The organism is Hallerella sp., assembly GCF_022776125.1.
In the GTDB taxonomy this organism is placed as follows: Bacteria; Fibrobacterota; Fibrobacteria; order Fibrobacterales; family Fibrobacteraceae; genus Hallerella; species Hallerella succinigenes.
On sequence record NZ_JALFIA010000052.1, the window covers coordinates 1 to 26984 of the forward strand.

The 26984-nt window shown below is 50.2% G+C and carries 19 protein-coding genes and 1 pseudogene; 4 read left to right on the plus strand and 16 right to left on the minus strand.

Going from position 1 to position 26984, the window contains the following annotated elements; genetic code table 11:
* The 11 genes and pseudogenes from tnpA to mnmG form a co-directional block, all read right to left on the minus strand.
* Positions 1 to 375, minus strand: a 375-nt coding sequence (tnpA, locus tag MR847_RS06150) for an IS200/IS605 family transposase (protein WP_287723237.1), incomplete at its 3' end; no start/stop codon positions are given.
* A 250-nt stretch (positions 376 to 625) separates the two neighbouring features.
* Positions 626 to 3988, minus strand: a complete 3363-nt coding sequence (gene mfd, locus MR847_RS06155; protein WP_287723238.1) for a transcription-repair coupling factor — start codon at positions 3986 to 3988, stop codon at positions 626 to 628.
* On the minus strand, positions 3985 to 4614 hold the full coding sequence (locus MR847_RS06160) for an endonuclease (protein WP_287723239.1): 630 nt from the start codon (positions 4612 to 4614) through the stop codon (positions 3985 to 3987). The genes mfd and MR847_RS06160 overlap by 4 nt, the downstream gene beginning before the upstream one ends.
* A gap of 148 nt (positions 4615 to 4762) precedes the next feature.
* Positions 4763 to 6904: a polysaccharide biosynthesis tyrosine autokinase gene (locus tag MR847_RS06165; protein ID WP_287723240.1), complete on the minus strand. Its 2142-nt coding sequence runs from the start codon at positions 6902 to 6904 to the stop codon at positions 4763 to 4765.
* A 130-nt stretch (positions 6905 to 7034) separates the two neighbouring features.
* Positions 7035 to 8318 carry a serine hydroxymethyltransferase gene (gene glyA / locus MR847_RS06170; protein ID WP_106519924.1) on the minus strand — a complete coding sequence of 428 codons (1284 nt, stop codon included), beginning with the start codon at positions 8316 to 8318 and terminating at the stop codon, positions 7035 to 7037.
* 83 nt (positions 8319 to 8401) lie between these two features.
* Entirely contained in the window at positions 8402 to 10297 is a 1896-nt protein-coding gene (locus MR847_RS06175; RefSeq protein ID WP_287723241.1) for a GDSL-type esterase/lipase family protein, read from the minus strand.
* Positions 10298 to 10314: 17 nt separating this feature from the next.
* On the minus strand, positions 10315 to 12207 hold the full coding sequence (locus MR847_RS06180) for an InlB B-repeat-containing protein (RefSeq protein WP_287723242.1): 1893 nt from the start codon (positions 12205 to 12207) through the stop codon (positions 10315 to 10317).
* 72 nt (positions 12208 to 12279) lie between these two features.
* Positions 12280 to 12975, minus strand: coding sequence for a T9SS type A sorting domain-containing protein (locus tag MR847_RS11085; RefSeq protein WP_502798508.1), 696 nt, complete (start codon positions 12973 to 12975; stop codon positions 12280 to 12282).
* A 75-nt stretch (positions 12976 to 13050) separates the two neighbouring features.
* A pseudogene (locus MR847_RS11090) lies at positions 13051 to 14899 on the minus strand (rhamnogalacturonan lyase); the annotation flags it as partial.
* A 138-nt stretch (positions 14900 to 15037) separates the two neighbouring features.
* Positions 15038 to 16693 carry a LamG domain-containing protein gene (locus tag MR847_RS06195; RefSeq protein WP_287723245.1) on the minus strand — a complete coding sequence of 552 codons (1656 nt, stop codon included), beginning with the start codon at positions 16691 to 16693 and terminating at the stop codon, positions 15038 to 15040.
* Between the two features lie 147 nt (positions 16694 to 16840).
* On the minus strand, positions 16841 to 18703 hold the full coding sequence (mnmG, locus tag MR847_RS06200) for a tRNA uridine-5-carboxymethylaminomethyl(34) synthesis enzyme MnmG (protein WP_287723246.1): 1863 nt from the start codon (positions 18701 to 18703) through the stop codon (positions 16841 to 16843).
* Positions 18704 to 18920: 217 nt separating this feature from the next.
* Here mnmG and trpB point away from each other — a divergent pair, with 217 nt between their 5' ends.
* Both trpB and trpA read left to right on the plus strand, forming a co-directional pair.
* Positions 18921 to 20192: a tryptophan synthase subunit beta gene (trpB, locus tag MR847_RS06205; protein ID WP_287723247.1), complete on the plus strand. Its 1272-nt coding sequence runs from the start codon at positions 18921 to 18923 to the stop codon at positions 20190 to 20192.
* Entirely contained in the window at positions 20192 to 20944 is a 753-nt protein-coding gene (trpA, locus tag MR847_RS06210) for a tryptophan synthase subunit alpha (protein ID WP_287723248.1), read from the plus strand. The genes trpB and trpA overlap by 1 nt, the downstream gene beginning before the upstream one ends.
* A gap of 113 nt (positions 20945 to 21057) precedes the next feature.
* On the opposite strand, the gene MR847_RS06215 is transcribed toward trpA, so the two are convergent.
* The 5 genes from MR847_RS06215 to MR847_RS06235 form a co-directional block, all read right to left on the minus strand.
* Complete coding sequence (locus MR847_RS06215; protein ID WP_287723249.1) at positions 21058 to 21933, minus strand: Fic family protein; 876 nt, start codon at positions 21931 to 21933, stop codon at positions 21058 to 21060.
* A 176-nt stretch (positions 21934 to 22109) separates the two neighbouring features.
* Positions 22110 to 22349, minus strand: a complete 240-nt coding sequence (locus MR847_RS06220) for a hypothetical protein (RefSeq protein ID WP_277000419.1) — start codon at positions 22347 to 22349, stop codon at positions 22110 to 22112.
* A 25-nt stretch (positions 22350 to 22374) separates the two neighbouring features.
* The gene (locus tag MR847_RS06225) at positions 22375 to 23139 is read right to left on the minus strand and encodes a redoxin domain-containing protein (RefSeq protein ID WP_287723250.1); all 765 of its coding nucleotides are present in this window, start codon (positions 23137 to 23139) and stop codon (positions 22375 to 22377) included.
* A gap of 6 nt (positions 23140 to 23145) precedes the next feature.
* A complete protein-coding gene (locus MR847_RS06230) occupies positions 23146 to 23685 on the minus strand; it encodes a hypothetical protein (RefSeq protein ID WP_100424324.1) in 540 nt (179 codons plus the stop codon).
* Between the two features lie 12 nt (positions 23686 to 23697).
* Positions 23698 to 24861 carry a dihydroorotate dehydrogenase gene (locus MR847_RS06235; protein WP_106519931.1) on the minus strand — a complete coding sequence of 388 codons (1164 nt, stop codon included), beginning with the start codon at positions 24859 to 24861 and terminating at the stop codon, positions 23698 to 23700.
* Positions 24862 to 24909: 48 nt separating this feature from the next.
* On the opposite strand from MR847_RS06235, the gene MR847_RS06240 reads away from it, so the two are divergent.
* The gene (locus tag MR847_RS06240; RefSeq protein WP_100424326.1) at positions 24910 to 26286 is read left to right on the plus strand and encodes a M20/M25/M40 family metallo-hydrolase; all 1377 of its coding nucleotides are present in this window, start codon (positions 24910 to 24912) and stop codon (positions 26284 to 26286) included.
* Entirely contained in the window at positions 26283 to 26981 is a 699-nt protein-coding gene (locus MR847_RS06245) for an NAD-dependent deacylase (RefSeq protein ID WP_100424327.1), read from the plus strand. Before MR847_RS06240 ends, MR847_RS06245 begins: the two co-directional genes overlap by 4 nt.
* Positions 26982 to 26984 lie beyond the last annotated feature (3 nt).

Sequence of the window (26984 nt, forward strand, 5' to 3'; positions counted from 1 at the left end):
GGCAATCTTGCTCGCACTCTTGCCGGCCGTGTCTACGTAATACCCTCGGCACCAAAATTCCCTATTCCTGTATTTGAACTGAAGCGACGGATACCGTTCGTAGATCATCAAGCTACTCTTCCCCTTCAGGAATCCCATGAATCCCGAAACCGAATATTTCGGCGGTATCTCGAGAAGCATGTGTACATGATCTGGACAAACTTCCGCCTCGACGATATTCACCTGTTTCCAGTTGCAAAGCGTACGTAGGATTTCACCTATCTCGCGGCGCTTTTCTCCATAGAACACCTTCCTGCGAAATTTGGGGGCAAACACGATATGATACTTGCAATTCCACGTCGTGTGGGCCAAGGTATGATTATTGCTATTTTTCATTTGAATCCTTTGGTTCTTTTGTTCGCAGCTGACAGACCGCATTTCAAAAGCTACCAAAGGATTTCTTGTTTGTCGAGGAAGGAACGCCAGAAGGCTAAACGGGACCGCCGGCCTAGCCGGCGGTTTTGAATACATACAAAAAACGCTCGGTTTTACCGAGCGTTTTTTTTGCTCTAACCATTCCGAGCGAAACTTTTGTTCAAAGCGAGACGGGTCTTCCTTGGGAGCGATGTTTAATGCTGGGCACCGCTTAGCCTTTTTTTTTCGGAATGACCGTGGCAAAGGCGCGGAAAAGCCTGAGAGCCTCTTCGGCAGCTGCTTCATTTGAAAGGGCGGGCCCGAGTTCCACGGCTCCCTGCAGCGGAGAGCTTCCCACGTAGCGCATGCCAAAAGGAGAAACCGCGATCAGTTCGGCAAGCAGTTTCGGATCGGGCGGAGGGAATTCCACGAAGGTGAAGACGAGCATTCCACGACGTGCTTCGATACCCTGAATGCGGAGCTTCGCCGCGATCATCGAGACTTCCGTCACAAGGAAGAGCTTCTTTACCGCATCCGGCACTGGGCCAAAGCGGTCCTCAAGTTCCGACAGGAGTGGTGGCAAATCTTCGGGCTTTGTCGTTCTTGCCAAACGTTGGTAAATCGAAATGCGGGAAAGTCCATCGGTGATGTACGTTTCGGGCAAGAAGGCGTCAATCGAAAGTTCCACACGAGGCTGCACCTTGGAAGATTCTTCCCCACCGCCTCGGAGCTCTTCGACAGCTTCGCGGACAAGGCGCACATACGTTTCAAAACCGACTTCGGCAATAAAGCCGTGCTGTTCCGAACCGAGCAGGTTTCCAGCGCCACGGATTTCCAAATCGCGCATGGCGAGCTGATAACCGCTGCCGAGATCCGTGAACTGTTCCAAGGCCTGCAAACGCTTTGTCGATTCCGCAGAAATCGCTTCGTTCTTCGGAATGACTAGGTATGCATAAGCAAGCACGTCCGAACGCCCCACGCGTCCGCGCATCTGGTACAATTGACTGATGCCAAAATGGTGCGCATTCATAATGAGAATCGTATTTGCATTCGGAACGTCCAGACCGCTTTCAATGATGCTCGTACTCACAAGCACATCGAAGTCTCCCTTGATAAAGGCGTCCATGACGCGTTCCAAATCGCGATCTTCCATTTGGCCGTGAGCGACTGCCACACGGGCATTCGGAGCCATCGCTTCGATATCTTCCGCCAACTGTTCAATCGACTGCACACGATCGTTCACCACAAAAACCTGACCGCCACGGGAAAGTTCATCGTGGATCGCTTCAGCAAGAACCGTATCGTCCCGCTGGATGATTTTTGTTTCAACCGGCAAGCGGTTCATCGGAGGCGTATTGATGAGCGAAATATCGCGAACGCCGGTGAGCGAAAGATGCAGGGAGCGCGGAATCGGCGTCGCACTCATGCTGAGCGTATCGACTGTCAAACGCAACTCGCGCAGATGTTCCTTCTGCTTCACCCCGAACTTTTGTTCCTCATCAATAATCAATAGACCCAGATCCTTAAAATCGCTTTGATTCGAAAGGAGCGCATGCGTTCCCACGACTATGTCGATTTTTCCTTCGGAAACGTCCTTAAAAATCTTCTTCTTTTCTGCGGATGTCTTATAACGGTTCACCAGGGCGATGTTGAACGGGGAAGCGGCGAAACGTTCCTTGAAGGTTTCGTAATGCTGGGCGGCAAGAATCGTCGTCGGCACGAGCACCGCAACCTGCTTTTGAGAAGAAGCGCATTTGAAAGCGGCACGCATCGCCACTTCCGTTTTACCGAACCCGACGTCGCCACAAACCAGGCGATCCATCGGACGGGTATTTTCCATATCTTCCTTGATTTCTTTCGTCGCGCGCACCTGGTCCGGAGTCGGCTCGTATTCGAACGCGTCTTCGAATTCCTTTTGCATGCGGCTATCGGGCGGGAACGGAAAACCTTCGATGAGCTCGCGCTTGGCGTAAAGCTGCACGAGTTCGCGAGCGATTTTAATCACTCGCTTTTTGACGCGTTCCTTGAGCTTTTCCCAGCTTTTGCTGCCGAGATGTGCAAGTTCCGGAACGGTTTCTTCTTCTGTACTCGGAAGCTTTTCGATTTTTCGCAAATCCGAAACCGGGAACTTTAAGCGGTCGCCATCTGCATAGTCGAGCTGAATACAGTCCACGAGACCACCGTTGATCTTTTCACGGACAAGCCCCATGTAGCGGCCAATACCGTGATCTTCATGGACCACAAAATCGCCACGCGTCAAACTTTCAACGAGGAGAGCATCCGAAATCGATCCGGAAACAGAACATTTACGGCGCACCTTACCCGTGCGGTTAAAGATTCCCGCTTCCGTGAGAAAGGCGATATTTTCTGATTCAATCCAGAAGCCGTCCGAAAGATCGCCGATTAAAATGCCCGAGATTGGAGCGTCGTCAAACAGATGTTTAGCGCGCTGGGCGCTACCTTCGGAATGCGCGACGAGGTAAACCAAACCGCCCTGCGCGTGAAAGCCTTCGATTTCCTTGACAAGGCCGTTTGTTCCTGCAACGCCCTTGGTCTGCTGCCGCGCCTCGATCGATATCCAGTCCGGAGATTCCATGCGGGCGCGGGTTAAATCCAAAGCGACCCGTTTTGCGATTTCGTCCTGGAAAGTTTCCATGCGCCACCACAGATCGATCGGCGGAAAAACCTTCTGGTTAAAGGAAATCGTCTTTTCATAGGCCTTCACATGAGCGGCACCGAGCTTCGCGGCAGACTCTTCCAAAACGGAAAGCTTGTCAAAGACAATCGATGCGTCGGGCATATAATCGAAGACGCTCGATTTTAAGCTCTCGTATTCCGGGCGACGCCACCAGACAAGCTCTTCTTCTTCGAGCGGGATCTTGGACCTTTCTTGCACAGAAAGGGTGAATTCCCCGTGCGGATAGACTTCAACCTTTCCCAGTTCTTCTATCGAACGCTGGGAAAAAATATCGAACGAACGGATACTTTCGATTTCGTCGCCAAAGAATTCAAAGCGCACCGGGTGATCTTGCATGAACAGGTTCATGTCCACAATGCAGCCGCGAATCGAAAATTCACCGACCGTGCTCACCACAGGCTGTTCCGTATAGCCCATATCGCCAAGCGTTTTACGGAGCGACAGCGGATCAACCACATCGCCCTTGCGGAACACAAGCTTTTTCTTTTCCAAGGCATTCGGTTCCGGCAAACGGAGAAGCAAAGAATCCAACGGGCAAACGGCAATAAAGGGAAGCCTTCCCCGGGAAGCCCTAAAGAACTTTAAACGTTCTTCCAAAATGCCTGCAAACGGCAACTTGAGCTCATAAGGCTTTACCCCGAGCGATGGAAAAAAGAACACGTTCTTTTCGCCACAAAGACTCTGCAAATTCTGCATCCAGACTTCGCCCGAACGGTAATCGTCCACCACCACCAAAATGCTCTGCGGATACTTGTGAAAACGATCCGCGACCATCAACGCAGAAGCCGCAGGAGTTAAACCTTCGACGTGCAGCATCCCGGAACGAAGTTCCGCGAAGGACGAAAGCCGTCCAAAATTTTGGGAAGCTAAAAACTCGGGAAATTCAAGAGTCGTCATATCAGACCTGCTTCTCGGCACTTGGCGTATACAAACGGATTGTGATCCCCTTGCACCTTGTAAATACGTGCGTCGCGTTCGCATTCGTATGCGTTTACCGGAGATTCCTTATCCCAAATTTCAAACAGGCGACGTCTTTCCTTGGAAAGTTGAATGCCATAAGTCTTTTCCATATAAAAGGAAATGCGGGCGAGCATGCCACGTACTTCTTTTCGCGGCTGAAACTTGCGATTCTTAAAATCGACAATCGATTCGCAGGAACCATACATCGGTTCCGGGGAATTTGTCCACTGCGAAAACATGAAATTGCTGCGGTCCCCGTTCACTTCGCCGATACTTGGCAATAGATTGTGCAAGTCCCCTTCCATGATCGCAAATTCCGGGTCAGTCGCTTCACAGTTTTTACGGGCGCTGCGGCCTTCTTCCTGATGCCAACACTGACGGAAAAGTCCTATGTTGTGAGCGGTCACGACATGTTCCCATTCGATCCGGGAAGCGCGATTCGCATTCTTGCGCGGAGCAAAGCCACAACCTGCAAAATCGATTTTGTTCGGTTTGGAATTGCTTTCGTAGGCGCAACCGCAATAAACCGTTACCCGCAAATCGCCGTAGTAGATGCGATCCATCTGCTTTTTTGCATGAAAAAAATCATAATGTCGTGCAGGTGTTTCTGCCGGATTACGGGCAAATAAAAAAGTCACCACCAGCAGTAAAAACAAAACCGCAAGGAGGTGACGTTTATGCATGTAAGACGTTTTTTTCACGTCTTACAATTTAGGATTTTTTCTTCTTCTTATTTTTCCCGTAGCCGTAACCATAACCGTAACCGTAGCCATAGCTGCTACGACCGCCTTCGTAAACGCAGCGGTTAAAGACCATCGCCTTATGTTCGACATTGGCCTTTTCGAACTGACCCAGGCCTTCACGCAAAGCTTCCATCGAATCGTGACCGTAATGAATCACGAGTAACACGAAGTCCGCATAACGGCTAGCGACCAGCGCATCCGCCACCGCCAAGACCGGAGCCGAGTCCACAATGATCAAATCGTACTTCGGTTTCATTTCGTTCAAGAGATTTTCAAAAGCCTTGCTCGAAATCATTTCAGTTGAAGATGAAGAATAAGAACCTGCACCAAGAAGATCCACTTGTGCGCCATCCAAATGTTCGACGGCTTCATCCAAGGCGATCTGACCGAGCAAATAATCCGAAAGACCGCGCTTACGTCCACGGGACGACATGTAACTAGCGCGGAAGTCCGTATCGATCAACAATACCTTCTTCCCGTTCATTGCAATCAAAGCAGCGAGGTTCTTAGAAATAAAAGATTTACCGCTGCCCGGAGAAAGACCCGTTACAAGCAAAACCTTGGAATCCATCATCGAAAATTCAAGCGAAGTTCTCAATGTACGCAGCGCTTCACAGGCAACGTCTTCGCTGTCTACTTCCACCAAGGAGAACGTTTTCATCTTTTTCATTTTTTTCATCTGATCCGTTTCCGGAACCTTAGCGTAAACGCTTACGCCAGTTTCGCGTTCCACATCGCTAGACGAACGGATACCACGGCTCGAAAGCAAACGCAGCACAAAGATCAAACAGGCACCGAAAATAAATCCACCCGCGATGAATCCGAGAAGAATCACCAGCTTACGCGGCTTCACCGGCTTGATTTCAATACGGGCATAGTCCACAACACGCACATTACCGACTTCGCCGGCCTGCACCACGCGGAGCTGCTGAATGTTGTTCAACATATTCGTGTAAATGGCGTTGTTTACATTCACATCACCCTGCAAACGGAGGATTTCCTGCTGCTTTGTCGGAAGGTCCTTCGTCTCTTCGCTAAGCTTTGCCATTTCACGGCGGAGCTGGTTCTGCTGTTTCTTCAAAGAGAGAACCGTCGGGTGATCTTCCTTAAACAGCCGGGTGGTTTCTTCATACTTCTGCTGCAATTCGAGAAGGCTCTTTTCGAGCTGCATTCGCTTTTCAAGAACTCCACGAGCTTCTCCGCTCAAATCAATTGAGCCTTCTTCCTGACGGTAAGAAGAGAGGATCTGTTCCGCAGAATCGAGTTTCGCTTTCACACCCGGAAGTTGCTTTTCAAGGAATTCGAGAGTCTTAGTCGCTTCTTCACTGCGAGATTCTACGTTCTGACGCACATAAGTATCTGCAATAGAATTCAAAATATGGGCGGCACGATCCGCATAGCGGTGATGGATCTGCATCTGGATGATACCCGTCTTTTTTCCCTGTTCCGTAACACTCAACTGATTGCGCAAAGCATCCAAAGCCTGACGGGGATCGCTTTCAAAAAGCCTGAACTTTTCCGACGGCGAAGCCATCATGTTCAAGATTTGAATGGCAAACGTATCTCCAGCAACAGGAACACGGTAAGTGTCTCCCACAATGCCTTCTAAAATCACCTTCTGCATCGGATCCACAATCTGATAATGGGAATTCGACAAAGACGAATCCGACGAAGCGACAAGGAACCAATTGGCATCCGGTTCATATACTTCCGGAAAATGCAAAAGCCCCACATCGACACGGCCTTCCTTGTGCAACAGACGCGGAAGCAGCGCCACCGGAGTCGCCCCATAAGAAAGATGCTCCTTATCGACAACCACGCTCAGAACACGGCGGCTTCGAATCAACTGAATTTCAGCATCCGCCGGGGATGCCGCATCCAAGAGAGCGCCCATTTCACCCATAGCAAGGCTTGCCGAATTTCCATTCAGATCGACCTGCAAAAGCGCATCGCTAGAAAACACCGGTCGAATATAGTTCGAAACAATAAAACCGGAAACAGTCCCTAGCACCAAAAAAACAGCCAAAATAGGCCATTTGGCGAGAAGAACCCCTACGAGTTCAAGAATATCAATTTCATCGTCCGCATTTTTCTGCTGAGCGTAATCCATATTCACATTGTTTTGTTGCATAAGAGAAATATAAAAAAAAGCTCATTCTCCAAGATTTGTAAATAAAAACTCCCCAAGAAAATCTTGGAGAGTTTCAAATCCAAAAATAGACTCGTGTAAGGAGTAGCGCTTACTTATACAGCGGATGCTTCTTACAGAGTGCCACGATTTCTTCGCGAATCTTAGCGAGAGCCGCTCCGTCGTCCTTGGCCTTGATGCAGCGGTCGATGATGCGGGTCACTTCGCGGGTATCTTCTTCGTCGAAGCCACGGGTCGTGATAGCGGCAGTGCCGAGACGCACGCCCGACGGATCCATCGGCTTGCGCGGATCAAACGGAATCGTGGAACGGCTGCAGGAGATGCCGACCTTTTCCATGGCCACTTCGGCTTCCTTACCGGAAACGCCTTGAGAAGTCATGTCGACCACAATCAGGTGGTTGTCGGTACCGTCGCTGATAACCTTGTAGCCCAGCTTCATCATTTCGTCGGCCATGGCCTGAGCGTTCTTGATGACGTTCTTCGCGTAGACCTGGAATTCCGGCTGGAGAGCTTCGAGGAATGCGACAGCCTTACCTGCGTTGATGTGGTCATGCGGACCACCCTGCATGCCCGGGAAAACGCCCTTGTCGATTTCCTTGGCCAAAGAAACTTCCTTCATTTCGCCCTTGACCATCTTCTGGATGGTGCGGTCCTTGCACATGATGATAGCAGAACGCGGGCCACGGAGAGTCTTGTGGGTGGTGGTCGTCACGATGTCGAAGTACGGCACCGGAGATTCGATTGCCTTACCGGCGATAAGACCTGCAACGTGAGAAATATCGGCCATGGTGAGAGCGCCGACTTCGTCAGCGATTTCCTTGAAGCGCTTCCAGTCAAGGTTACGGCTGTAAGCAGAGAAACCGGCGAGAATCAGCTTCGGTTTTTCGCGCAGAGCGATTTCGCGGACCTTTTCCATGTCGATGCGGCCCGTTTCCTTATCGACTTCGTACTGCACGAAGTTGTAAAGCATACCGGAGAAGTTCACCGGATGGCCGTGAGAAAGGTGTCCACCGTGGTCGAGCTTCAGGCCAAGAACCTTGTCGCCCGGTTTGAGGACGGCGAAGTACACAGCGGCGTTGGCCGGAGAACCGGAAAGCGGCTGAATATTCACATGCTCGCAACCAAAGAGCTTCTTGCAACGATCGATAGCGAGGGTTTCCATTTCGTCGATGACTTCGTTACCACCGTAGTAACGCTTGCCCACATAACCTTCACTGTACTTGTTCGTAAGGACCGAACCCATGGCTTCCATGACGGCCTTCGAGGTATAGTTTTCGGAAGCGATGAGTTCAATGCCATATTCCTGGCGTTCAGCTTCCTTCTGAATGATATTATAGATTTCCGGATCAGTCTGTTGCAGTGTTGATTTGAGCATTTAGTGACTCCTTGGATTGGTATGCGCAAATATAGAAAACTCGGGAAAAATTTTCCCGAGTTTTCTTGAAGAGCTTGCGTTTTTTAGCGGGATTTCACATAGAACGGTACCATCGCGACCGTTTTTCCGTGAAGGGACACCTTAGCAAAGTAACGGCCCTTTGAAAGCGTCTTTTCGGCAGGAATCAGGTCCACTTCCCCGGCAGCAACCGCATTTTCCGATGAAAATACGCTGTGACCGAGGGCATCCACGACGGAAACCTTCAGAATTCCGCCCGGAGTCGAAATTTTCAGGTTCTGCATGTCGAGGGAAACTCCCATCGTCTTCGAAACCGTCAAAATGCCATCCGTTTCGCTCGAAGAGGAGAACTCTGCCGATTCGGACGCCGAAGAAGAAGGCGTCAAATATTCACACGGGGTACAGCCTTCACGGTACACACCGCTGATGTCGAAAGCGATCATGTCGATATTCGGGCCACCATCCGAAGTCAAGGATTCCATCTTGAAGTTGAACGGAACCGCATCGAGCCAAAGGCTGTCCACGTAAACGGTATCCCAAGTATCCCAGTCGGCGGTCGGCGGGAAGTCCAGTTCGAAGACGCCGTAGTCCACAGTCACCTTCATCGGTCTCGATGTGGATCCTCCGTTGGAATAGCGGATCATGAGCTTTGCATCCGATGCGGACTGGTCGGATTGCAGTTTGAACGTGGCGACGCTCGAAAGTTCATTGCTGATGTTGTAGAATCCAAGACCCTTGTAGTCGAGATGGTTCGTATCGGTCGTGCCCACGCCTTCTTCCGGATAGACCATGTCAATCGGAGATTTCCAAGCCTCTGTCGCGATTAGCTTGGAACAGACGGCGGAACTCGAAGATTCTGCGCTGCTGCTTGAGCTTTCTGCAAAAGAGGAGCTAGAAGTTGTTTCTTCGCTGTGAGGTGTCGTGGAACAGGCGCTGCCCCCTTCAAAGATTGCGGTATAGGTCGCTGCGCGGTAGAGGGTCGTTTGGCCGTAATAGTTCGAATCTGTCGAAAGCAGATTGCAGTCGTCATCGTACCAGCCTTGGAAGGTTTTACCGAAGCTTCCCGGGCTCACGTGCAAAGTCAGCGGAGCGCCTCCCGGAAGTTCCTGGTTGTGCGTAATCAGACCGTTGCTATTCGAAACATTCGCCTTGACCGTGAAGCTGTAACGCGGTTTAATCGCCGAGACAAGCTTTGCGAGCTGAGTCTTGGAATCGGTCGAAAGATAAGCTTCACTCAAAGCATTTTCAAGTTCTTCCACAATCCATTGGCAATGAGCGATCGAACCCGATTCCTGAAAGTGCGTCGTTCCATCGTTCGTGACGCCGTTTGGATAGTTTGGATATTCCCCGACGAGGAAGTACTTGAACTGGTAACGGGAAACGTATGAGGCGTTCCAGGTTTTGCTGTAAGCGTTATAGGATTTTGTGTTCAAGTCCACATAGGGAACACCATTGGACTTGGCAAGTTCAAGCATTTTGGCAACGACATTGTACTCGGTAAAAATATTACGGCCGTTCGTTCCCATATTCATGTTCATCGGCGTTACAAAGATCGGCGTTACGCCGACTTCTTTAGCCGCATCCACATACTGTTGCAGCCAATAACCGAGGGAATCAAACGGAACCTGTCGCGCATTCGTTCCAAAGTAGCGGTCGTTATGTCCGAACTGGATCAACATAAAGTCGCCTGCCTGCATACTCGACTTAAGACTATTCAATCGACCTTCCTGGACGAAAGTCTTAGAACTGCGACCACCGATTGCCACATTATTGATCTTCACCCGGGAGCCGTCAAAGAAACTGCCAATGACCTGGCCCCAACCGGTCTGCGGGTAAGCCGAAGCCTTGTAATTACAGACCGTGGAATCGCCCACAATGTGAATGGTAAAAGACGTCGTGTCACTCACCGAGATCGCAGACATGGCTGCGACAAATAAAAGAGAAGCCGCTAATTTTTTCATTTTGAAAGTCCTCAATGTTAGCGAACAAGCGCCCAGTTTCCGCTCTGCATTTGAGCTCCTTTTTTTACGACGATGCGGTACACGCCCAAACGAGATATCCATGCTTCGATTGGCAGTTCCGAAGTTCCTTTCGAAAGGGAAAGCGTCTTGTTCGCCATCATGCGGCCGCTCATGTCAAAAATTTTGACGTTCACATTTGCTGCCGAAGCGAGAGTCAGCTTATTGCCGTTCAACTGGAAAACCTTCGCAATTTGCGGTATGGAAATTCCCGTCGAATCGTTGACACCTGTCGAATCCGTCGAATCGGTCGAAGAAGTATCAACTTCACCTTCCCCGTAAACGGTATCGCCCGGAGCGAGAATTCGCTGGACTCCGGCAATGCTAAAGCCGAACGCATCGATATTCGGGCCGCCGTCATACGTCGTCGAAATCAACTTTAACGTTTCTTCCCCATTTGCCAGGTCCACATTCACCCAAGCGGTATCCCAAACATCCCAGCTACCCGTTGACTTGAAAGTCACATAGTAATCGTGATCGAGGTAAACGTTCACTTCACGGTCCGCAGAACCGGAGAAGGAATAGCGAATGCCCATGGTCACATAACCCGCAGCCGGAAAGAGCATCTGGTAATTGGCAGTAGAGCCCAAAGAATTGTCAAAGTTGAAGAAGCCTTCTCCGCTGAAATCCAGATGATTGTTTTCCGAGAAGCCGTTTCCGGAATCCGGAGCGTAGGCGTCGAACCAGCTCTTGATATCCTTGTTATAGGTCACCGAGGTATCTACGCTCACCACGTCTGACGGCTTTGCTTCTTCCAAGGTTTTCGGAGTGCCTGTGGGGAACGTAGCAAGAGCGGCACCGTCGCCCGTGTAATGTTCTGCAGAGCCTCCGCTGTAAACCGCCGTGTATTGCGTCGAAGCATTTCCCATGGTAATCGTGCAGATGTACTTGGACTGGACTGCGCTGGAAGTATTGCCGCACTTGTTTCCATTTCCATCGAACCAGCCTTCAAAGGTCTTGCCCGCCTTCGGAATCGTCTTGAGCGTGACGGGCATTCCAGCCGGATAGTAGCTGCTGATGGTCGTCGTAGAGTCGGAGCCTTTCGGGCTCACCTTCACTGTCAACTGGTACATCGGGGCGAGATACTTGGAAAGAGCCCTCACTTTGGCGTCGGAATGGACGCGCATCTGCTCCGTCACAATACGGCCAAAAACCGTCGCCCCGTTCTGCTGCAAGTGCAAATTATCGCTGTTGCCATTCGCATACGTTGAATATTCACCAGCATCCAAATACATGTTCACATAATGCAAAGCATAATACTGCCCCACCGAAAGCAGATAGTTACGGGAAAGCGTATCCATATCGATCAGCGGAACGCCAAGGGAAGCTGCAATTTCGCGAGCACGGATCGGATAACCGTGATAAGATTCATAAATAGAATCTGGCACCATACTTCCATCGCAGACCGAATACCTTTCGCTTGTTACAGAGCAGCGATAATCGCTACGGCGCACCGGATTGATGATGATCGGAGTGGCTCCCGCATCGAGAGCTTCTTGCGCCATCGCCGTCGTCGCTGTCACAAAATCCGCTTCGTTGCTGTAAGTGCGGTCATTGATACCGAACTGGATAACCACAAAATCGCCGGACTTGAGGTTCGACTTGATCGAAGGCCAAAAGTTCTGATAGTAACCCATTGCGTATGTTCCGCCCTTGCCCATGTTCACTACGTTTACAAAGTCCGCATTCCAGAAAGCGCTGAAATCCTGACCGATACCGCGCTTCGGGTAATAACCATCATTCCAGTCCTGCATGGTGGAATCGCCACACATGTAAATGGTGATCTTCGCCCATACAGCAACAGAGAACAACATGGTCGCTATCACGACTGCTTGCCAGATTCTGCTAAACATACTCAAAACCAACTCCAACCTAATTTTTGATGAAAAGGCCTCGCAAAGCCTTGCAAACAAGGCCTGACACTTCTACGGATTGACTGTAAACTTCTTCACGGTTACCGGTTTTGAATTCACGGAAACCTTTACCATGTAGATGCCTGCAGGCAGCAGTTCCTTATGCAAGGAAACCTTATTTTCGCCGACATGCACATTCGCCGAAATCGAACGAATCGACTTACCCTGCATATTGAAGATTTCAAGCTTCGCCATGCCGGAGGCGTTCGTATTCAAAATTTCAAAAGTCGGATTGTAAGCGCTCGAATGCAACACAACCGTTTTCTGAATGGCAGTCGTATCATCCTCTCCCGAGAGATCTTCGCCCTGCTTTCCGACCGTAGAAATATCAAAAGCAAAGACGCAAATGTTCGGGCCGCCGTCCGTTGTAGCAGAAGAAAGCGTCAGGGTAAAATCGCCCTGCGGAACCGCGACCGTGACCAGTGACGTGTCCCAAGTATCCCAGCCCGTCGGCGGGAAACTGACCGTGTAACTGTTTTCGCCCATGGTCACTACCATTTTACGGTCAGAAGTTCCCCCGTTCGCATAAACAAAGGCCAAAGTCGCTGTCATATCGGATTTAGACGTAAGATAATACGAAGTAAACGAGCCTGCGACGTTTTCAAAGTTCCAATAAGCTTCGCCCAAGTATCCGGCGTGATCCGTTTCCACGAAACCAACGCTTGCGGTATCCGGCGTAGAAGCTTCGAAAACTTTCGCAAATTCCATCGATGCCGGAGCTTCTTCGAGATTCGCCGCATAAGAAATGTCCGGTTTCTTCAAATTTTTACCGACATGATCCGGCAGGTAATAACTCAGATGCGGCGGTTGGTTATAGGCCACATTCTGCCAGACAATGCTTTCGCGGTACTGAAGATCGTGCATCAACGTATACACGCGATACGGAGTCGTGTAGTTAGAAACAATAATATTCACCACGCTCGGATCCGTGCTGCTACGGGTGATGATTTCTTCGCGCCAGTCGCCAAAGATATCCGCAGAAAGGCAAGGATTCGCCTTGGTGTAATTATTCAAAGTACTATTGTTGATGCCGTAAAGGTTCAAGAAACGATCCACACTTTTAGTCGTCGAATTCCACTTTTCGATCTTACCGCCACTTCCGCCACTTCCCGTAGCGTCCAAAAGTTCATCCTGCAAGTCTCCGCTAAAATACACGCGGAAGTTTACCGAAGGCTTGTTTGTCGAAAGAAGTTCTCCCTTCACCGTGCGAACGCCACCACTCGTTCCGGACCACATTTCAAAACCACGGTTCGTAGAATCGATGTCTGCGGCAAGACCACGACCATTATCAACACCCTTGCCGTCGCCATAAGTCGCCTGCAACGTTCCCCAAATGACTTTTCCATCCTTATCGCGGAGTTCTTCCGTATAAATTGCAGCAAGGAATTCTTCGTGAACGTCATAAGTTTCAAGCCCTTCACGATCCGGATCCATATCCGAAACGTGCATAGCGTCACCATGACCGAACCCCGTTCGATAAAGGAGCGTTCCGTCATGCTTCAGGGCGGCAGAACCGTAAATAATTTCGTCAAAGCCATCGCCATTGATATCAGCAACGGTCAAGTTGTGGTTCCCCTGGCCATAAAGGCCCTGCCCCGCTGTCGGATTTTCACTGTACCAGCGACGGGTCAGATTCTTGCCGTCGAAATCGAATGCGGCAATAAAGGCTTCCGTGTAATAGCCACGGCAAAAGATCATGCTCGGATGAACGCCGTCGAGATAGGCGACCGCAGCGAGCATACGGTTGTCACGGTTCCCATAGGTATCGCCCGAAATCAGACCTCGTCCCGGCAGATAATCGATTGTCGTAATCGCCGCTCCCGTCTTGCCGTTAAATACAGTCAAGAATTCATTCCCGCTCATGATGGTACCGCTTGTGGTACGGTAATCCGCATTCGCGTCCCCCAATTACTTTTCCCGTTCCGTCTACGGTTCCATCACTTGTCTTCATTGCGATTTCCGCAATGCCGTCACCGTCAAAATCGTACACGAGGAACTGCGTATAATGCGCACCGGCACGGATATTTCTTCCCAGGTCGATTCTCCAAATTTTTGTTCCATCCAATTTATATGCGTCGATATACACATTGCCCGTATATCCGGACTGCGCGTTATCCTTCGAATTGGACGGATCCCATTTCACAATCAGCTCGTATTCGCCGTCGCCGTCCAAATCGCCCACGCTCATATCGTTCGGCGTATAGGAATAGCTTTCATTCGCCGGAGTCACCCCATCCGCAGGCGGATCGAGCTGCACCTGTTTCCAGGCCGCATGTCCATAATTATCCTTATAATATTCAGGTAGGGTGATAAAGGTCGAAGAGACATTTCCCTTTTCATCTTTTAACGTATAGACGTCTGTAATGGAGCCGGATGCGTCCACATAGGACGTTGGATCGCTGCCCGAAATTTTGGCGATTTCATTTCCATTGCGTAAAAGCGTAAACGTCGCCGTCGGTTCATCGGTTCCTAGCAAACGCCAGGAAACAAAAGTTCCCGTTCCGTTATTCGCAACGGACAGACCGCGACCGAGTTTTTCCATCTGCGCTGTTGCCGCAAAAGAATCCACAGCTAAACCACCCAGCAGTACGCTTCCGCATACACCAAGGGTTACTTTTTTCATCCAATCCATCCGCATAAAAAATCTCCTATATATGTAAAATTATTCCTCTTTTTAATTTATGCAAAAAATGGAAAAATTAACCGAAGTCTATGGACAACGGTTAGGGACAATCTTCAATGGTGTTGACAAAAGTTTACAACAAGCTTTTTAGCGAATCGCTTGGGGAATCGGCCAACGCACCGCCGGGTTTTGGTTTGCATAAGAAGCCTTGATCCATGTTTCCGAACGCGAAACACGGCTCACATGCAATTCATCGATGACGCCGTTAAAGAAATGCGTCACGCTATTCGTTTCCGAATCTCGCGGATAAATCAACTTTCCAATGATGAATAAGCTATCCGTTTCACGCACATCCGAACTCGTCCCTATGGCAGGAGTCGAAGAAACTAGAGAATCGTTCACGTACATCTTCGCACCCGAAGAATCCTGGACAACGGTCAAGAACGTCCAAACATCTGACAACGCCGAAGAATCCCTATACCAATAACGCGCCGATTGCGTCGTAGAATCCGTACCGAAGATTTCATCCGTATAAGCTTCGTAGAGCCAACTTTTTTGGTCCGAACCGGCAAGATACATCAGATGATACTGTGTTGCACCCTTGCCAAAAATCACACGGGAAAGTTCATTCCCTTCCATCTTAACCCAGACGGAGAACGTCATCGAATCCTTCACAGAAACGTCAAATTCACCACTAGCAGTCCCCGGAATAGTGACCGAACCGAAAGTTCCGCCGTAATGCAAAGCGCTGCCCGCTATCGCTTCGTCCGCGACCGTCAAAGATTCCGGAATGCCGTTGTACAAATTTCCCGACGCATCGTTTACCGTTTCTGCGCCTTCATCAAAATGCCAGACTGCAATAAATTCATTTTTAAAAACAGCCTTTGCCGAATCCGCAAAAGAACTTTCCGCGCCTTCCGCAAACGAAAGGTACAAAGTATCTTTGGAATTCACCCGGAGCTTGGGAATGCGAGCCCAAAACGTAAACTTCCCCGCCGCAGGATCTGCAAACGAAACGTCAAGCGGAATCGTATCACCGCAAAGCATAGCGGACCAAGTTCCCTCTAAACGATCCATCCCGTTAAAATCATAATCCGCAGAATCCAGGTAGAATGTGAGCGGAAAGTGCAAAAGATCTTCCGAAAGGCCGATTTGCGCCGTATTCAGCGGCACCTTGAAGCCAAACGAAACCTTTTTCGCATCCACTTGGACAGTCGAATCGGAAACCACTTCAACGCCTTTTTCCAAGGAAAGCGCATAGCCATCATCCGAAATAAACACAAATGGGTAAAGGGAATCCGCCGGGAGAGAATCCACAAAGATATTCCCCATTTTGACCGTCACCGGGCGTAAAATCGTCGTTCCCGGAACATAGACGTAACCCGTCGTTCCATCTTCAAAGCCATGCGCACCTAGGCGAACACCGCCAAGATCTTCCAAGACAGCGTCCACATCGAGAGTCGTCGTATCCGGAGTCGCAAAAAGGCCGAGCTTCAAGAACTGGCGACCCGTAGATTCATCCATTGCTTCTAAAGAAAATCCCCCCTCCGGAACTGAATCAAAGGAATAATGGCCCAGGGAATCGGAAACGCCGACAAAAACGGAATCGAGTTCATCGCCTCCCACAGCCGAAAAAGAGGCCGGGACCACTGCCACACGGGCATAGGCCGCAAGCGAGCCGTCTTCAAACCGAATCGTACCGGCGATTTCCGGATTTCCTGATTCTGCGCTATTTCCAAGGGATGTTCTGCCGTCTGAACACGCCAAAACGAATAAAGAAGCGAGAGCAATCCACGCGATCACTCCATATTTTGTTAAATTTTTGGCGTTTTTACACATATATCCCATACAACCTTGTAGACAATATATATTCTACCGGCAAAAGTACGGACAAAAAAGAATTTGCAGTGTTGTCCACAGACAATCCCACCCCCGCTTTTTTTCAAAAAATTAATGATTTTCAACCCAATGGGTGAGCACCATAATGTCTGAAGGGCGAATTCCCGGAATGCGGGAGGCGCTGCCCACGGTCAAGGGGCGAGCTTCAGCCAAACGCTCCCGACTTTCGATTGAAAGTGCCGAAATTTGGCTAAAATCGGTATCCGGGGCAAGCTTGATGCGGTCCATCTTCTTTTCGTGTTCGATTTCCTTCGCTTGGCGGGCAAAGAATCCGGCATAAGCCTCTTCGGCAAAAAGATTCCACATGTCACGACGGATAAGCTTTGAATTCGGGACGAACTTATGGAAGAACGCTTCGGGGTCGATGCCCGGGCGGCGGAGAACCGTATTCAAACGGATCGATTCACGGGTCGGAGCTTGTCCTGCCGCTTCGAGGAACGGGTTAATTTCTGCAGCGGTCACCGGAGTTTCGGCGAGGTACTTCTGTACGCGAGCCATTTCTGCCTTGCGAGCTTCCCAAGCCGCATACTGGGCGTCGTCGATCATGCCGATTTTGTGGGCGCGGTCCTTTAAGCGGGAATCCGCATTGTCCGAGCGCAAAAAGAGACGGTACTCGGCGCGGCTCGTGAACATGCGGTATGGTTCGTCGAGCAAAAAGTGCGAAAGATCGTCTGCCATGACGCCGATGTAACTTTCGGAGCGTCCGAGCATAAAAGGCTCCGCATTCTGGGTCTTGAGAGCCGCGTTGATTCCCGCGATCATTCCCTGACCCGCGGCTTCTTCGTAACCGCTCGTGCCGCAGACCTGGCCTGCAAAGTAAAGTCCCGGGATCGTCTTGCATTCAAAAGTCGGGTAAAGCTGCGTCGCATCGATGCTGTCGTATTCGACCGCGTAACCGATTTGCATCACGCGCACCTTTTCAAGCCCCTGAATCGTGTGCAAAGCGTCGAGTTGGATTTCTGCCGGAAGGCTCGAACTGAAGCCGTTCAAGTAAACGCGTTCCACATCCTTCGTTTCCGGTTCCAAAAAGAGCTGATGACCGTCCTTGTCGCCAAAGCGGTTGATTTTGTCTTCAATGCTCGGGCAGTAGCGCGGGCCTTTGCCCTTAATGCGGCCAGAGAACATCGGGCTGTCTTTAAAGCCCGAACGCAGAATGTCATGCGTTTTAATGTTCGTGCGGGTAATCCAGCAGCAGTTGCCGTTGTCGATAGGTCCTGCGGAGCGGTCGCTCATCGGCCAAGGATTTTCGTCGCCCGGCTGTTCCTGTAAAATGTTAAAGTTAATCGTCGATGGATCGAGACGGCTCGGGGTGCCGGTTTTTAAGCGGCGAAGGCGCAGCCCGTTCGAAAGAATGGACTTCGAGAGCGCATCTGCGCTCGGTTCGCCGACACGCCCACCGATGCTCGTTTCGAGACCGGTAAACATTTTGGACGCGAGAAACGTTCCGCTCGTGATGACAAGCGTTTTGGTTTCAAAACGTTCGCCCGAAAGCAGCGTGAGTTCCATTTTGCCGTTCGGCATGCGGTCAAAAGCGGCGAGTTCACCCTGGATCAGGTGCAAGCCTTTGCAATTTTCAAGCGTTTCACGGGCGATTCGGCTGTAAGCTTTCAAATCGCACTGCGCACGCGGTCCCCAAACGGCGGGTCCCTTGCTCAAATTCAGCATGCGGAACTGAATTCCCGCTTTGTCCGTCAAAAGTCCCATAAGGCCGCCCATCGCATCGATATCGCGAACGATCTGGCCCTTGCTCACTCCACCCACCGCCGGGTTACAAGACATTCTGCCGATTGCATCCAATTCCATCGTAATCATCGCCGTTTTCACGCCGATTTTCCACGCCGCATGGGCCGCTTCAATACCCGCATGACCGCCGCCGATCACCACTACGTCAAAAGAATTTTGGATTGCACTCATAGACAGCCTTCTTTTTTGCAACGCAAATTTAGAAAATCCCTTGCCAATGAAAAGAGCATTGTCTATTTTTACGGCGATGAAAAACGTAAAGAACAACAATCGCTGGTGGCGTCGGGCTTAACATAAAGTCCGGGTTTTTGCGTTATTATTAGGAGTTTTAGATAACCTTCCGGACAATTCCGGAAGGTTTTTTGTTTTTAATCAGAAGGAAAACACCATGTACAGTGACAACGGTTTCTTTGACAACTTCGGCGGCAAATATGTTGCAGAAGTTCTCCGTCGCCCGCTCGATGAACTCGAAACGGCTTTTCACCATTATATGAAGGATCCGCAGTTCCTCGCGGAACTCGCCGAAATCCAGCGCGATTACATCGGTCGTGAAACGCCTCTGCTTTTCGCCCCGCGTGCAACGGAACTTCTCGGCGGTGCCAAGATCTACATCAAGCTCGAAGGCCTTGCCAATACAGGCGCCCACAAGATCAACAACGCCATCGGTCAGGTTCTCCTTGCCAAGCACATGGGTAAAAAGCGCATTATCGCCGAAACGGGCGCGGGCCAGCACGGCGTCGCTACGGCAGCCGCCTGTGCAAAGCTCGGCTTGGATTGCACGGTTTACATGGGAGAAGTCGATGTGCGCCGTCAGCAGCCGAACGTCGCCTCCATGGAACTTTACGGAGCAAAAGTCGTCGCAGTCACGAGCGGCGCTCGCACCTTGAAAGACGCCGTGAACGAAGCGATGCGCGACTGGGCGGCACACCCGGATACAACGCACTATGTGCTCGGTTCCGCTTTAGGTCCTGCCCCGTTCCCGGACATTGTACACCGTTTCCAATCCGTCATCGGTGACGAAGTCAAGCGGCAGTGCGCAGAACGCGGCATCGATATCGGTGCGATGGTCGCCTGTGTCGGCGGGGGTTCGAATTCGATCGGTTTCTTTAGTCCGTTCATCGATGAAGATTCTCCGCGTTTGATCGGCGCAGAAGCGGGTGGCGTTGGCCCGAACATCGGCGAAAACGCAAGCCGCATGACCGGCAACGCAAGCCGCGAAGGCATTGTGCAGGGTTACAAGAGCCGTTTTCTTTTGGATGACGACGGGCAGTCCCTGCCGACGCGTTCGATTTCCGCAGGTCTTGACTACATGGGAATCGGCCCGCAGCTCGCCGCCCTCGGCATGAAGGGACGTATTGAATTCACGAGCATCCTTGACAAGGAAGTTCTCGAAGCTCTGAACTTCTTTGCAAAGAACGAAGGCGTTCTCTTTGCCCTCGAAAGTGCTCACGCCGGTGCAGCCGCCATGAAGATTGCGAAAGAAATCCCGAAGGACAAGGCGATCATCATCAATATGAGCGGCCGTGGCGACAAGGACGTCTTTATTTCGAGCCCGGTATTCCGCCCGAACGAATGGAAAAAATTCCTCGAATGCGAACTCGAACGCTTGAACGAAAACAAGGATATTCACAACGCGAAGATTATGGGAGAAAGCAAGTAATGTCTAAGATCAAATTGATGAGCCATCTCGTCGCAGGCTACCCGACAGAAGAGCTTTCCTTTGCGGCAGCCTCTGCCATGGTCCGCGGCGGTGCAAGCATTCTCGAAATCCAGCTCGCCTTTAGCGATCCTTCTGCAGACGGCCCCGCCATTCAGGGCGCTTGCACCGAAGTGCTATCCCACAATTACAAGGTCAAGGACGGACTCGCCTTTATCGAACGCGTTCACAAGGCTTTCCCGGAAGTTTCGATCTACATCATGAGTTACGGCTCCCTGATTTACACTCCGGGCGTCGATAACTTCTGCAAGCGCGCAAGCGAAGCGGGCGTTACCGGCATGATCATTCCGGATCTACCTTTTGACCACGACGAAGGCCTGACCGCCGCTTGTAAAAAGTACGGCATGGACAACATCCCGGTCGCAAGCCCGAGCATGAGCGAAGAACGCCTTTCGAAACTCGCCCACGCCGGCTTCAAGTACATCTACGCGGCCCTCCGCGTCGGCATTACCGGTACGCAGACCGTAATTGACCAGGCGACTCTCGATTTTCTTTCGAAGGTCGGTGCTGGAGGCTCCAAGGTGTACGGCGGTTTCGGCATTTCGAACGGCGAACAGTCCAAGGCGATTTCAAGCTCCGTAGATGCGGTCATCGCAGGTTCTGTCTTTGTGCGCATTATCAAGGAAAACGCAAGCGACAAGGAAGCCCTTTCGAAAGCTGTCGAAGCAAAGGCCCGCGAACTCTGCGGACTGTAAGCTTTTACTTCTAGCTAGAAAACATTGAAAAAACGCTCGGGTAAAATGATGTGAACCCCGAAAGTTGGACACAACTTTCGGGGTTCACATCACTACGCAGGTGAGTTCCTTTTTTATATCTTAAAATATTCAATCAAAGCTTTGTAGTTGTCTTGTGCTGTTAAGCATGTGTCTCTTAAAAATTCGTTGACATGTCCCCAGTTCTGTAATCCCCTGTAATAGAAAAATCTCAGTTCTTCGCTGATGATAAAAGGAGTGATTCCCTTTTGTAGGCATTGCCAAAATAGCAGTAATCGACCGACACAGCCATTCCCGTCTTGAAATGGATGAATCCTTTCGAATTGTACATGAAAATCCAAAATATCGTAGAAGGATACTTTTTTGATGGAATTGAAAGATGAAAGAAGTTTTGCTATTAGTTTGTGGACATCTTTTGGGCTTGCAGTTTTTTCGTCACCAATTTCATTAGGCAATTTTTTGTAATCGCCTACAGCAAACCAACTTTTCTGACTGTCCGAGGTATTGGTTTTTAAAATTTGGTGAAGTTGCTTGATGTGCGGTTCCGTGATTTTATCTGTGACATGGTCAATGACGTAATCTATACAACGGAAATGATTGATCGTCTCCATGATGTCGTCTATGCGAGTGTTTTCAGATGTGATTCCAAGTGTATTTGTTTCGAAAATGAATCGGGTCTGCTCTTTGGTGAGACGGTTGCCTTCAATATGGTTGGAATGATAGGTTAGGTCGATTTGCGTGCGATGGTAGATGCCGCCTTTAAGCTTGCTTTCTTTTTCTTCTCTTAAGCGTAAAAGAAGTGGCGAAAGCTTTGCTTTGCCTTTGGTTGGCTTTTTGGCGTCTACAGGAATGTTCCATGTCTTTCCTGTTAAAAAAACACCTTCGATTTTGCCTGTTTCACAGTAATTTCGGACTGTGCGTTCGCTAATCCCATGTTTTTCTGCGAATTGGGTGACTGAAATAAAATCCATAGTTGTCGGCAAGTTTAACGGTTTATCCGTTGGATAAAATATCATTTTTTGCCGATATCGGCAAGTTTTGAAAATGTCTGAATCTTCAACCATCTGAATCCGAAGACACAAACAAAATAAGCTCCACATTCAAGATTTCTATTGTTTGCATCGTTGTTCTAATTTTCCAGACGATTTTAAATTCTTTTATCGTTACCGCTTTTGATGATAATCAGAATGACACCGGGGAACATGCCATCGGTATGGCATTTGTAGCCTTGATTCTTATCGTCGGAAAATTCATTCTTTCTTTTCCAACGATACTTCTGTCTACAATCGGAATCGTAAAAGGATCCCAAAAAAAGAACAAGGGAAAGAGGCTCAATCAAAACGGTTTCATTATAAACATCGCCTGCCTCGTCATTAGCGAATTGCAAGTGTTTTTCTGGTGGTGAAACGCCTCTACTCCTTCATCGCTTCAAGAATCGCCTTTTCCAAAGCCTTTTCGCTCGGGACTCCGGGCCAAACTTTTTGAATGTAGCCGTTTTCGTCCAACAGCATGAGCGTCGGAATTGCAGAAATTCCATAGCGGCGGTTCATCTCCTGGGTCGCATCGCGGTAAAGCGGATACGGCGAAGGATGCTCCTTGTAAAACTGTTCGAGTACGGAAAGCTGTTCCGTTGAAACGCCTATCACTTCAAAGCCTCGACTGGAAAGCTTTTCGTACAAACGTCCCACGATTGGAAGCGTTTGTCGGCACGGTCCGCACCAGGTTGCCCAAAAGTCTAAAAGGGTCACCTTCGGCTTGGATTTTCTCTTTTCGCCGTTGCGGTAAAAGTTCTGCTGGAACGCAAGAGCCTTGCTTCCAATCGATGAACCTGTCAGGCTCGAAATGTCGTCGGGGCGTTCGGTGAGCTTTACATTCACCTTTTTCGTTTTTCCTTCCCGCACGATTTCAAGCGCGACCTTTTGACCGGTCTTTGCCGCCGCAAGTTCAGACTTTACCACATTCAAGCCCGTAATTTTCTTTCCGTTGATTCCCACGATCAAATCGCCGTTCTGGATATTCGCCTGCACCGCACCGGAACTCGGATGCACCCCTGCAACCTTCAACGCAATCTGCTTTTTGTAAGGCTCTTGCTTAAACACAAGACCGAGCCAAGGAGAAGCAAACGAATAACCGCCAAGGCTCACGAGTAAAAGACAAAAGAAGAAAAAACGCATCATGGATTCCTAAAAGAAGACCAAGGCGACCTGCCCCGAAATTGTGGTATAAACGGTCTTTGTCGTGTAAACCGCTTCGCGGCCTAAAGTTTCGCCGACCAAATACGAAAGGCGAATCTTTGCCTGCAACGCAAAATGGGCATGAGGCCAAGGCTTCATGTTTCGCCCGTAATCTACAAAAATCCGAGGGGCTTTTTTCCACTCGGAATTTTTCTTGAAATAGACCCCGCTCAAGCCGAGATCAAAAAAATCACTTTCCGAAAAATAATAGCGACCTGCCAATGCTGCTTCATGTACCGCTTCCGAAATTCCAAGCGAAAGATCCAAGGAAATTCCCAAGTCGTTTTCAAAGCGGTATGCGGCAAGCCCTTCAAGCCCTAAATCAAAAGCGCCCAAGTAGTACGTTGCCGAGAGGCCCGGTCCAAAAGAAAATCCGCGGTTGATGTCCAACGCCTTTTGCTCTTCTATTGCCGCGTCCTTTTCCAAAAAGAAGCCCGCATGTGCCGAAGCCACCAAAAAGATCCACAACAGAAGAAGCAGGCGTTTCATCGTCCACCTTCTTTACTTTGTACGCAATTCCGAAATATCTTTCAGATTTGCAGCACGCAAGCCATCCAAAATTTCACGGCGCATCGCATGTGCAGGCATCCAACGGAAGGCGCATACGCTGTAGCACTGAACTGCATCCGCGCCGGCGCGTATCAAGTCCAAGACCTTCATGCCGTGGTCAATACCGCCGCAAGCAATCACGCTCAACTGCGGGAACCGAGACTTTACTAGCTGCGTCATCCAGAATGTGTTCAAGTACAGTGGACGTCCACTGATACCGCCCTTGTCGCCGTCGGCACGCAAAACCTTCAAGTTTTCGTACTTCGCAAACATCGGCAGTTCCCCGATTTTTTTCGTCGGGAATGTATTGCCCACAATGACACCGTTCACGCCGTAGCGCACAAGCACATCGAGAGTCGAAATCAGCTGATGTTCCGAGAGGTCCGGGCTGAGCTTTGCGTACACAGCCTTGCGAATCGCTTGGGACTTGCGGTAATTCATGATTTCCGAGAAGAGCATTTCCACAAAACGCGTATCGAGGTCCAAACGATTTTCGCCAGTGTTCGGGCAGCTTACGTTAATTTCTATGTAATCCGCGGCCTTGTAGGCGATGGCGAAACTTTCGAGAACGTCCTTGAGCTTTTCCGCTTCGGTCATAAGCCCCGGAGTTTCCGCAACCGATATGCCGACGCTCATGCCGCTCCGGTGAATGCGCCCAAGCTGTTCATCGACGCGCTTCGAAATCACTTCAACGCCGTCGTTGTTTAAGCCCATGCTGTTATAAATCGAACGGTCTTCTTCCAAAAAACCCACACGTGGACGGTGCGGATTGCCTTCGCGATAATTGCGAGTGGCCGTTCCCACCGAGACACCGCCAAAACCGAGGTTCGCATAGTCCGCGACACGTTTTGCCGTTTTATTTGCACCGGCGGCGAGAATGATCGGAGCGCTAAGGGTAATCGGATTGCTGCGGTCCGGAAATTCGATGACCGTCTTCAGCCCCGGAGTATAATCCGGCTTGCCACCGATAAACGGAATCCAGGGAGCAAAGCGGGCAACATGCTTCAAAGAATCATGTCGGAACTCTGGAGAATTCTTAAAAATTCGACGGATCAAGGCAAGAAGTTTATCGCCTTTTAACAAATAATAATCGTGATTTTCGCACTCAACTGTCATATTTGACTAAATTAACAAAAAAACATAAAAGAATACCAGGTTACCGAAATGAATGAAACTCTACCGACTCGTATTCACGAGATGTTCCCGCGCTACGTCAAGACCTTGGAAGATTTGATCCGAATTCCGTCCATCAGTTTTGACAATTTTGACCAGAACGAAGTTTTGCGTTCCGCGAACGCGGTAAAGGAACTGTTTGAAAACCACGGTTTTGAAAACGCCCAGTTCTTGACGCCGCCTAGCGGACGTCCATCGGTCTTTGCCGAACTCAAGACGAATCCGAAGAATCCGACGATTCTCCTGTATGCGCATCACGATGTGCAGCCGACCATGCGCGAAGCTCTGTGGATCAGTTCCCCGTTCGTTCCGGAAATCCGCGACAACCGTCTTTACGGTCGTGGCGCAGCCGACGACAAGTCGGGTATCGTTCTGCATTTGGCGGCCGTCACGCAGGCTCTTGCTGTTTGCGGAAACCGCATGCCGAACATCAAGTTCTTGATTGAAGGCGAAGAAGAATGTGGAAGTTCGGGCTTCGAATCGATCCTGACGAAGAACAAGGAGCTTCTCAAGTGCGATGCTGTAATTATTGCGGACCTTTCGAACTTTGACGAAGGCGTGCCTTCGCTCACCACGAGTCTGCGCGGCATGTCTGCAGTCTCGGTCGTTCTCAAGTCGATCAAAACACCGCTCCATTCCGGATCTTGGTCCGGCCCGATTCCGGACCCGGTACAGGCTCTCTGCAAAATAATCGCTTCGCTCACCGATAGCGAAGGCAACATCCTGGTGGAACATTTTAACGACGGCATTACCCCGCCGACCCAGGAAGAGCTCGACAGCTACAATGCTTTGAACTATACCGAAGAAAAGCTTCGCAAGGAAGCGGGCATTCTTCCGAACACCGAACTGCTCTGCGACAAAGATGAAATTCTCACGACCCTTTGGAGAAAGCCATCGATCGTCGTCACCGCCTTTGAAGCCGGTTCCCGCACCCATGCGGGCAACGTGCTGCAAGATTCCGCCTACGCCCGCATCGGCATTCGCCTTGCACCAGGCATGCAGGCAGACCGCTGCACGCTCCGTTTGATCGATCATTTGAAAAAGAACTGCCCGAACGGTCTTGAAATTTCCATTTTCCCGGAAGACGGCGCAAATCCGTTCACCACGGACGTTTCGCATCCCTATTATTCGCTCATGCGAGATTCCATGACCAAGGCTTACGGAACCGAAGCCAAGTACATCGGCTGCGGCGCATCGATTCCGGGTGCACAGCTCTTCCGCAACACGTTCGGTGACATCCCCATTCTCATGACCGGACTCGAAGATCCAAAATGCAATGCCCACGGTGAAAACGAAAGCCTGGGACTCAAGGATTTTGAAAGCGGCATTATCGCCGAAGCACTCTTCTTTGAAGGACTTTCCAAATGAAACTCGTCGTTTTGACCGGTGCAGGCATTAGCGCAGAATCCGGGCTGCGCACGTTCCGCGGCAATGATGGCCTTTGGGAAAACGAACCCATCGAAGCCGTGGCGACTCCCGAAGGATATTTCCACGACAAAAAGCGCGTGAAAAATTTTTACAACGGACTCCGCGTCGGGCTCTCCAAGTTCAAACCGAATGCCGCCCACATCGCCCTAGCGAAGCTCGAAGAAAAACTCGGCGATGACTTTTTGCTCATCACCCAAAACGTCGACGATCTGCACGAACGCGCCGGTTCTAAACGCGTGCTGCACATGCACGGCTACTTGAAGAAGCTCCGCTGCGAAAAGAACGAAGGCCACGTTTTTGACTTTACCGGTGAAGAAACGATGGAAACCCAATGCCCGATCTGCGGCGCCATGAGCCGTCCGCACATCGTCTGGTTCGGCGAAATTCCCCTGTACATGGAAAGAATCGAACGCGCTTTGCAGAATACCGATGAATTTGTCTACATCGGCACGAGCAGTGTTGTTTACCCGGCGGCAGGATTCAAGCAGATCGCCAAACATTTCGGCGCACACGTCACCTGCCTGAATTTGGAAATCGACACGAGCGATCCGAATACCGACACGAACATCCAGGGCAAAGCGACCGAAGTCGTTCCCCGTTGGTGCGAAGAATTTTTGCAAAAGATCAAGAAGTAAAAA

What these genes read in the sequence shown, in the direction of transcription:
- mfd (WP_287723238.1), bottom strand. Translation starts at nt 3,988, where the DNA reads ATGACGACTCTTGAATTTCCCGAGTTTTTAGCTTCCCAAAATTTTGGA.
- MR847_RS06160 (WP_287723239.1), bottom strand. Translation starts at nt 4,614, where the DNA reads ATGGATCGCATCTACTACGGCGATTTGCGGGTAACGGTTTATTGCGGT.
- MR847_RS06165 (WP_287723240.1), bottom strand. Translation starts at nt 6,904, where the DNA reads ATGGATTACGCTCAGCAGAAAAATGCGGACGATGAAATTGATATTCTT.
- glyA (WP_106519924.1), bottom strand. Translation starts at nt 8,318, where the DNA reads ATGCTCAAATCAACACTGCAACAGACTGATCCGGAAATCTATAATATC.
- MR847_RS06175 (WP_287723241.1), bottom strand. Translation starts at nt 10,297, where the DNA reads ATGAAAAAATTAGCGGCTTCTCTTTTATTTGTCGCAGCCATGTCTGCG.
- MR847_RS06180 (WP_287723242.1), bottom strand. Translation starts at nt 12,207, where the DNA reads ATGTTTAGCAGAATCTGGCAAGCAGTCGTGATAGCGACCATGTTGTTC.
- MR847_RS11085 (WP_502798508.1), bottom strand. Translation starts at nt 12,975, where the DNA reads ATGGAATTTGCGAAAGTTTTCGAAGCTTCTACGCCGGATACCGCAAGC.
- mnmG (WP_287723246.1), bottom strand. Translation starts at nt 18,703, where the DNA reads ATGAGTGCAATCCAAAATTCTTTTGACGTAGTGGTGATCGGCGGCGGT.
- trpB (WP_287723247.1), top strand. Translation starts at nt 18,921, where the DNA reads ATGTACAGTGACAACGGTTTCTTTGACAACTTCGGCGGCAAATATGTT.
- trpA (WP_287723248.1), top strand. Translation starts at nt 20,192, where the DNA reads ATGTCTAAGATCAAATTGATGAGCCATCTCGTCGCAGGCTACCCGACA.
- MR847_RS06215 (WP_287723249.1), bottom strand. Translation starts at nt 21,933, where the DNA reads ATGGATTTTATTTCAGTCACCCAATTCGCAGAAAAACATGGGATTAGC.
- MR847_RS06225 (WP_287723250.1), bottom strand. Translation starts at nt 23,139, where the DNA reads ATGATGCGTTTTTTCTTCTTTTGTCTTTTACTCGTGAGCCTTGGCGGT.
- MR847_RS06230 (WP_100424324.1), bottom strand. Translation starts at nt 23,685, where the DNA reads ATGAAACGCCTGCTTCTTCTGTTGTGGATCTTTTTGGTGGCTTCGGCA.
- MR847_RS06235 (WP_106519931.1), bottom strand. Translation starts at nt 24,861, where the DNA reads ATGACAGTTGAGTGCGAAAATCACGATTATTATTTGTTAAAAGGCGAT.
- MR847_RS06240 (WP_100424326.1), top strand. Translation starts at nt 24,910, where the DNA reads ATGAATGAAACTCTACCGACTCGTATTCACGAGATGTTCCCGCGCTAC.
- MR847_RS06245 (WP_100424327.1), top strand. Translation starts at nt 26,283, where the DNA reads ATGAAACTCGTCGTTTTGACCGGTGCAGGCATTAGCGCAGAATCCGGG.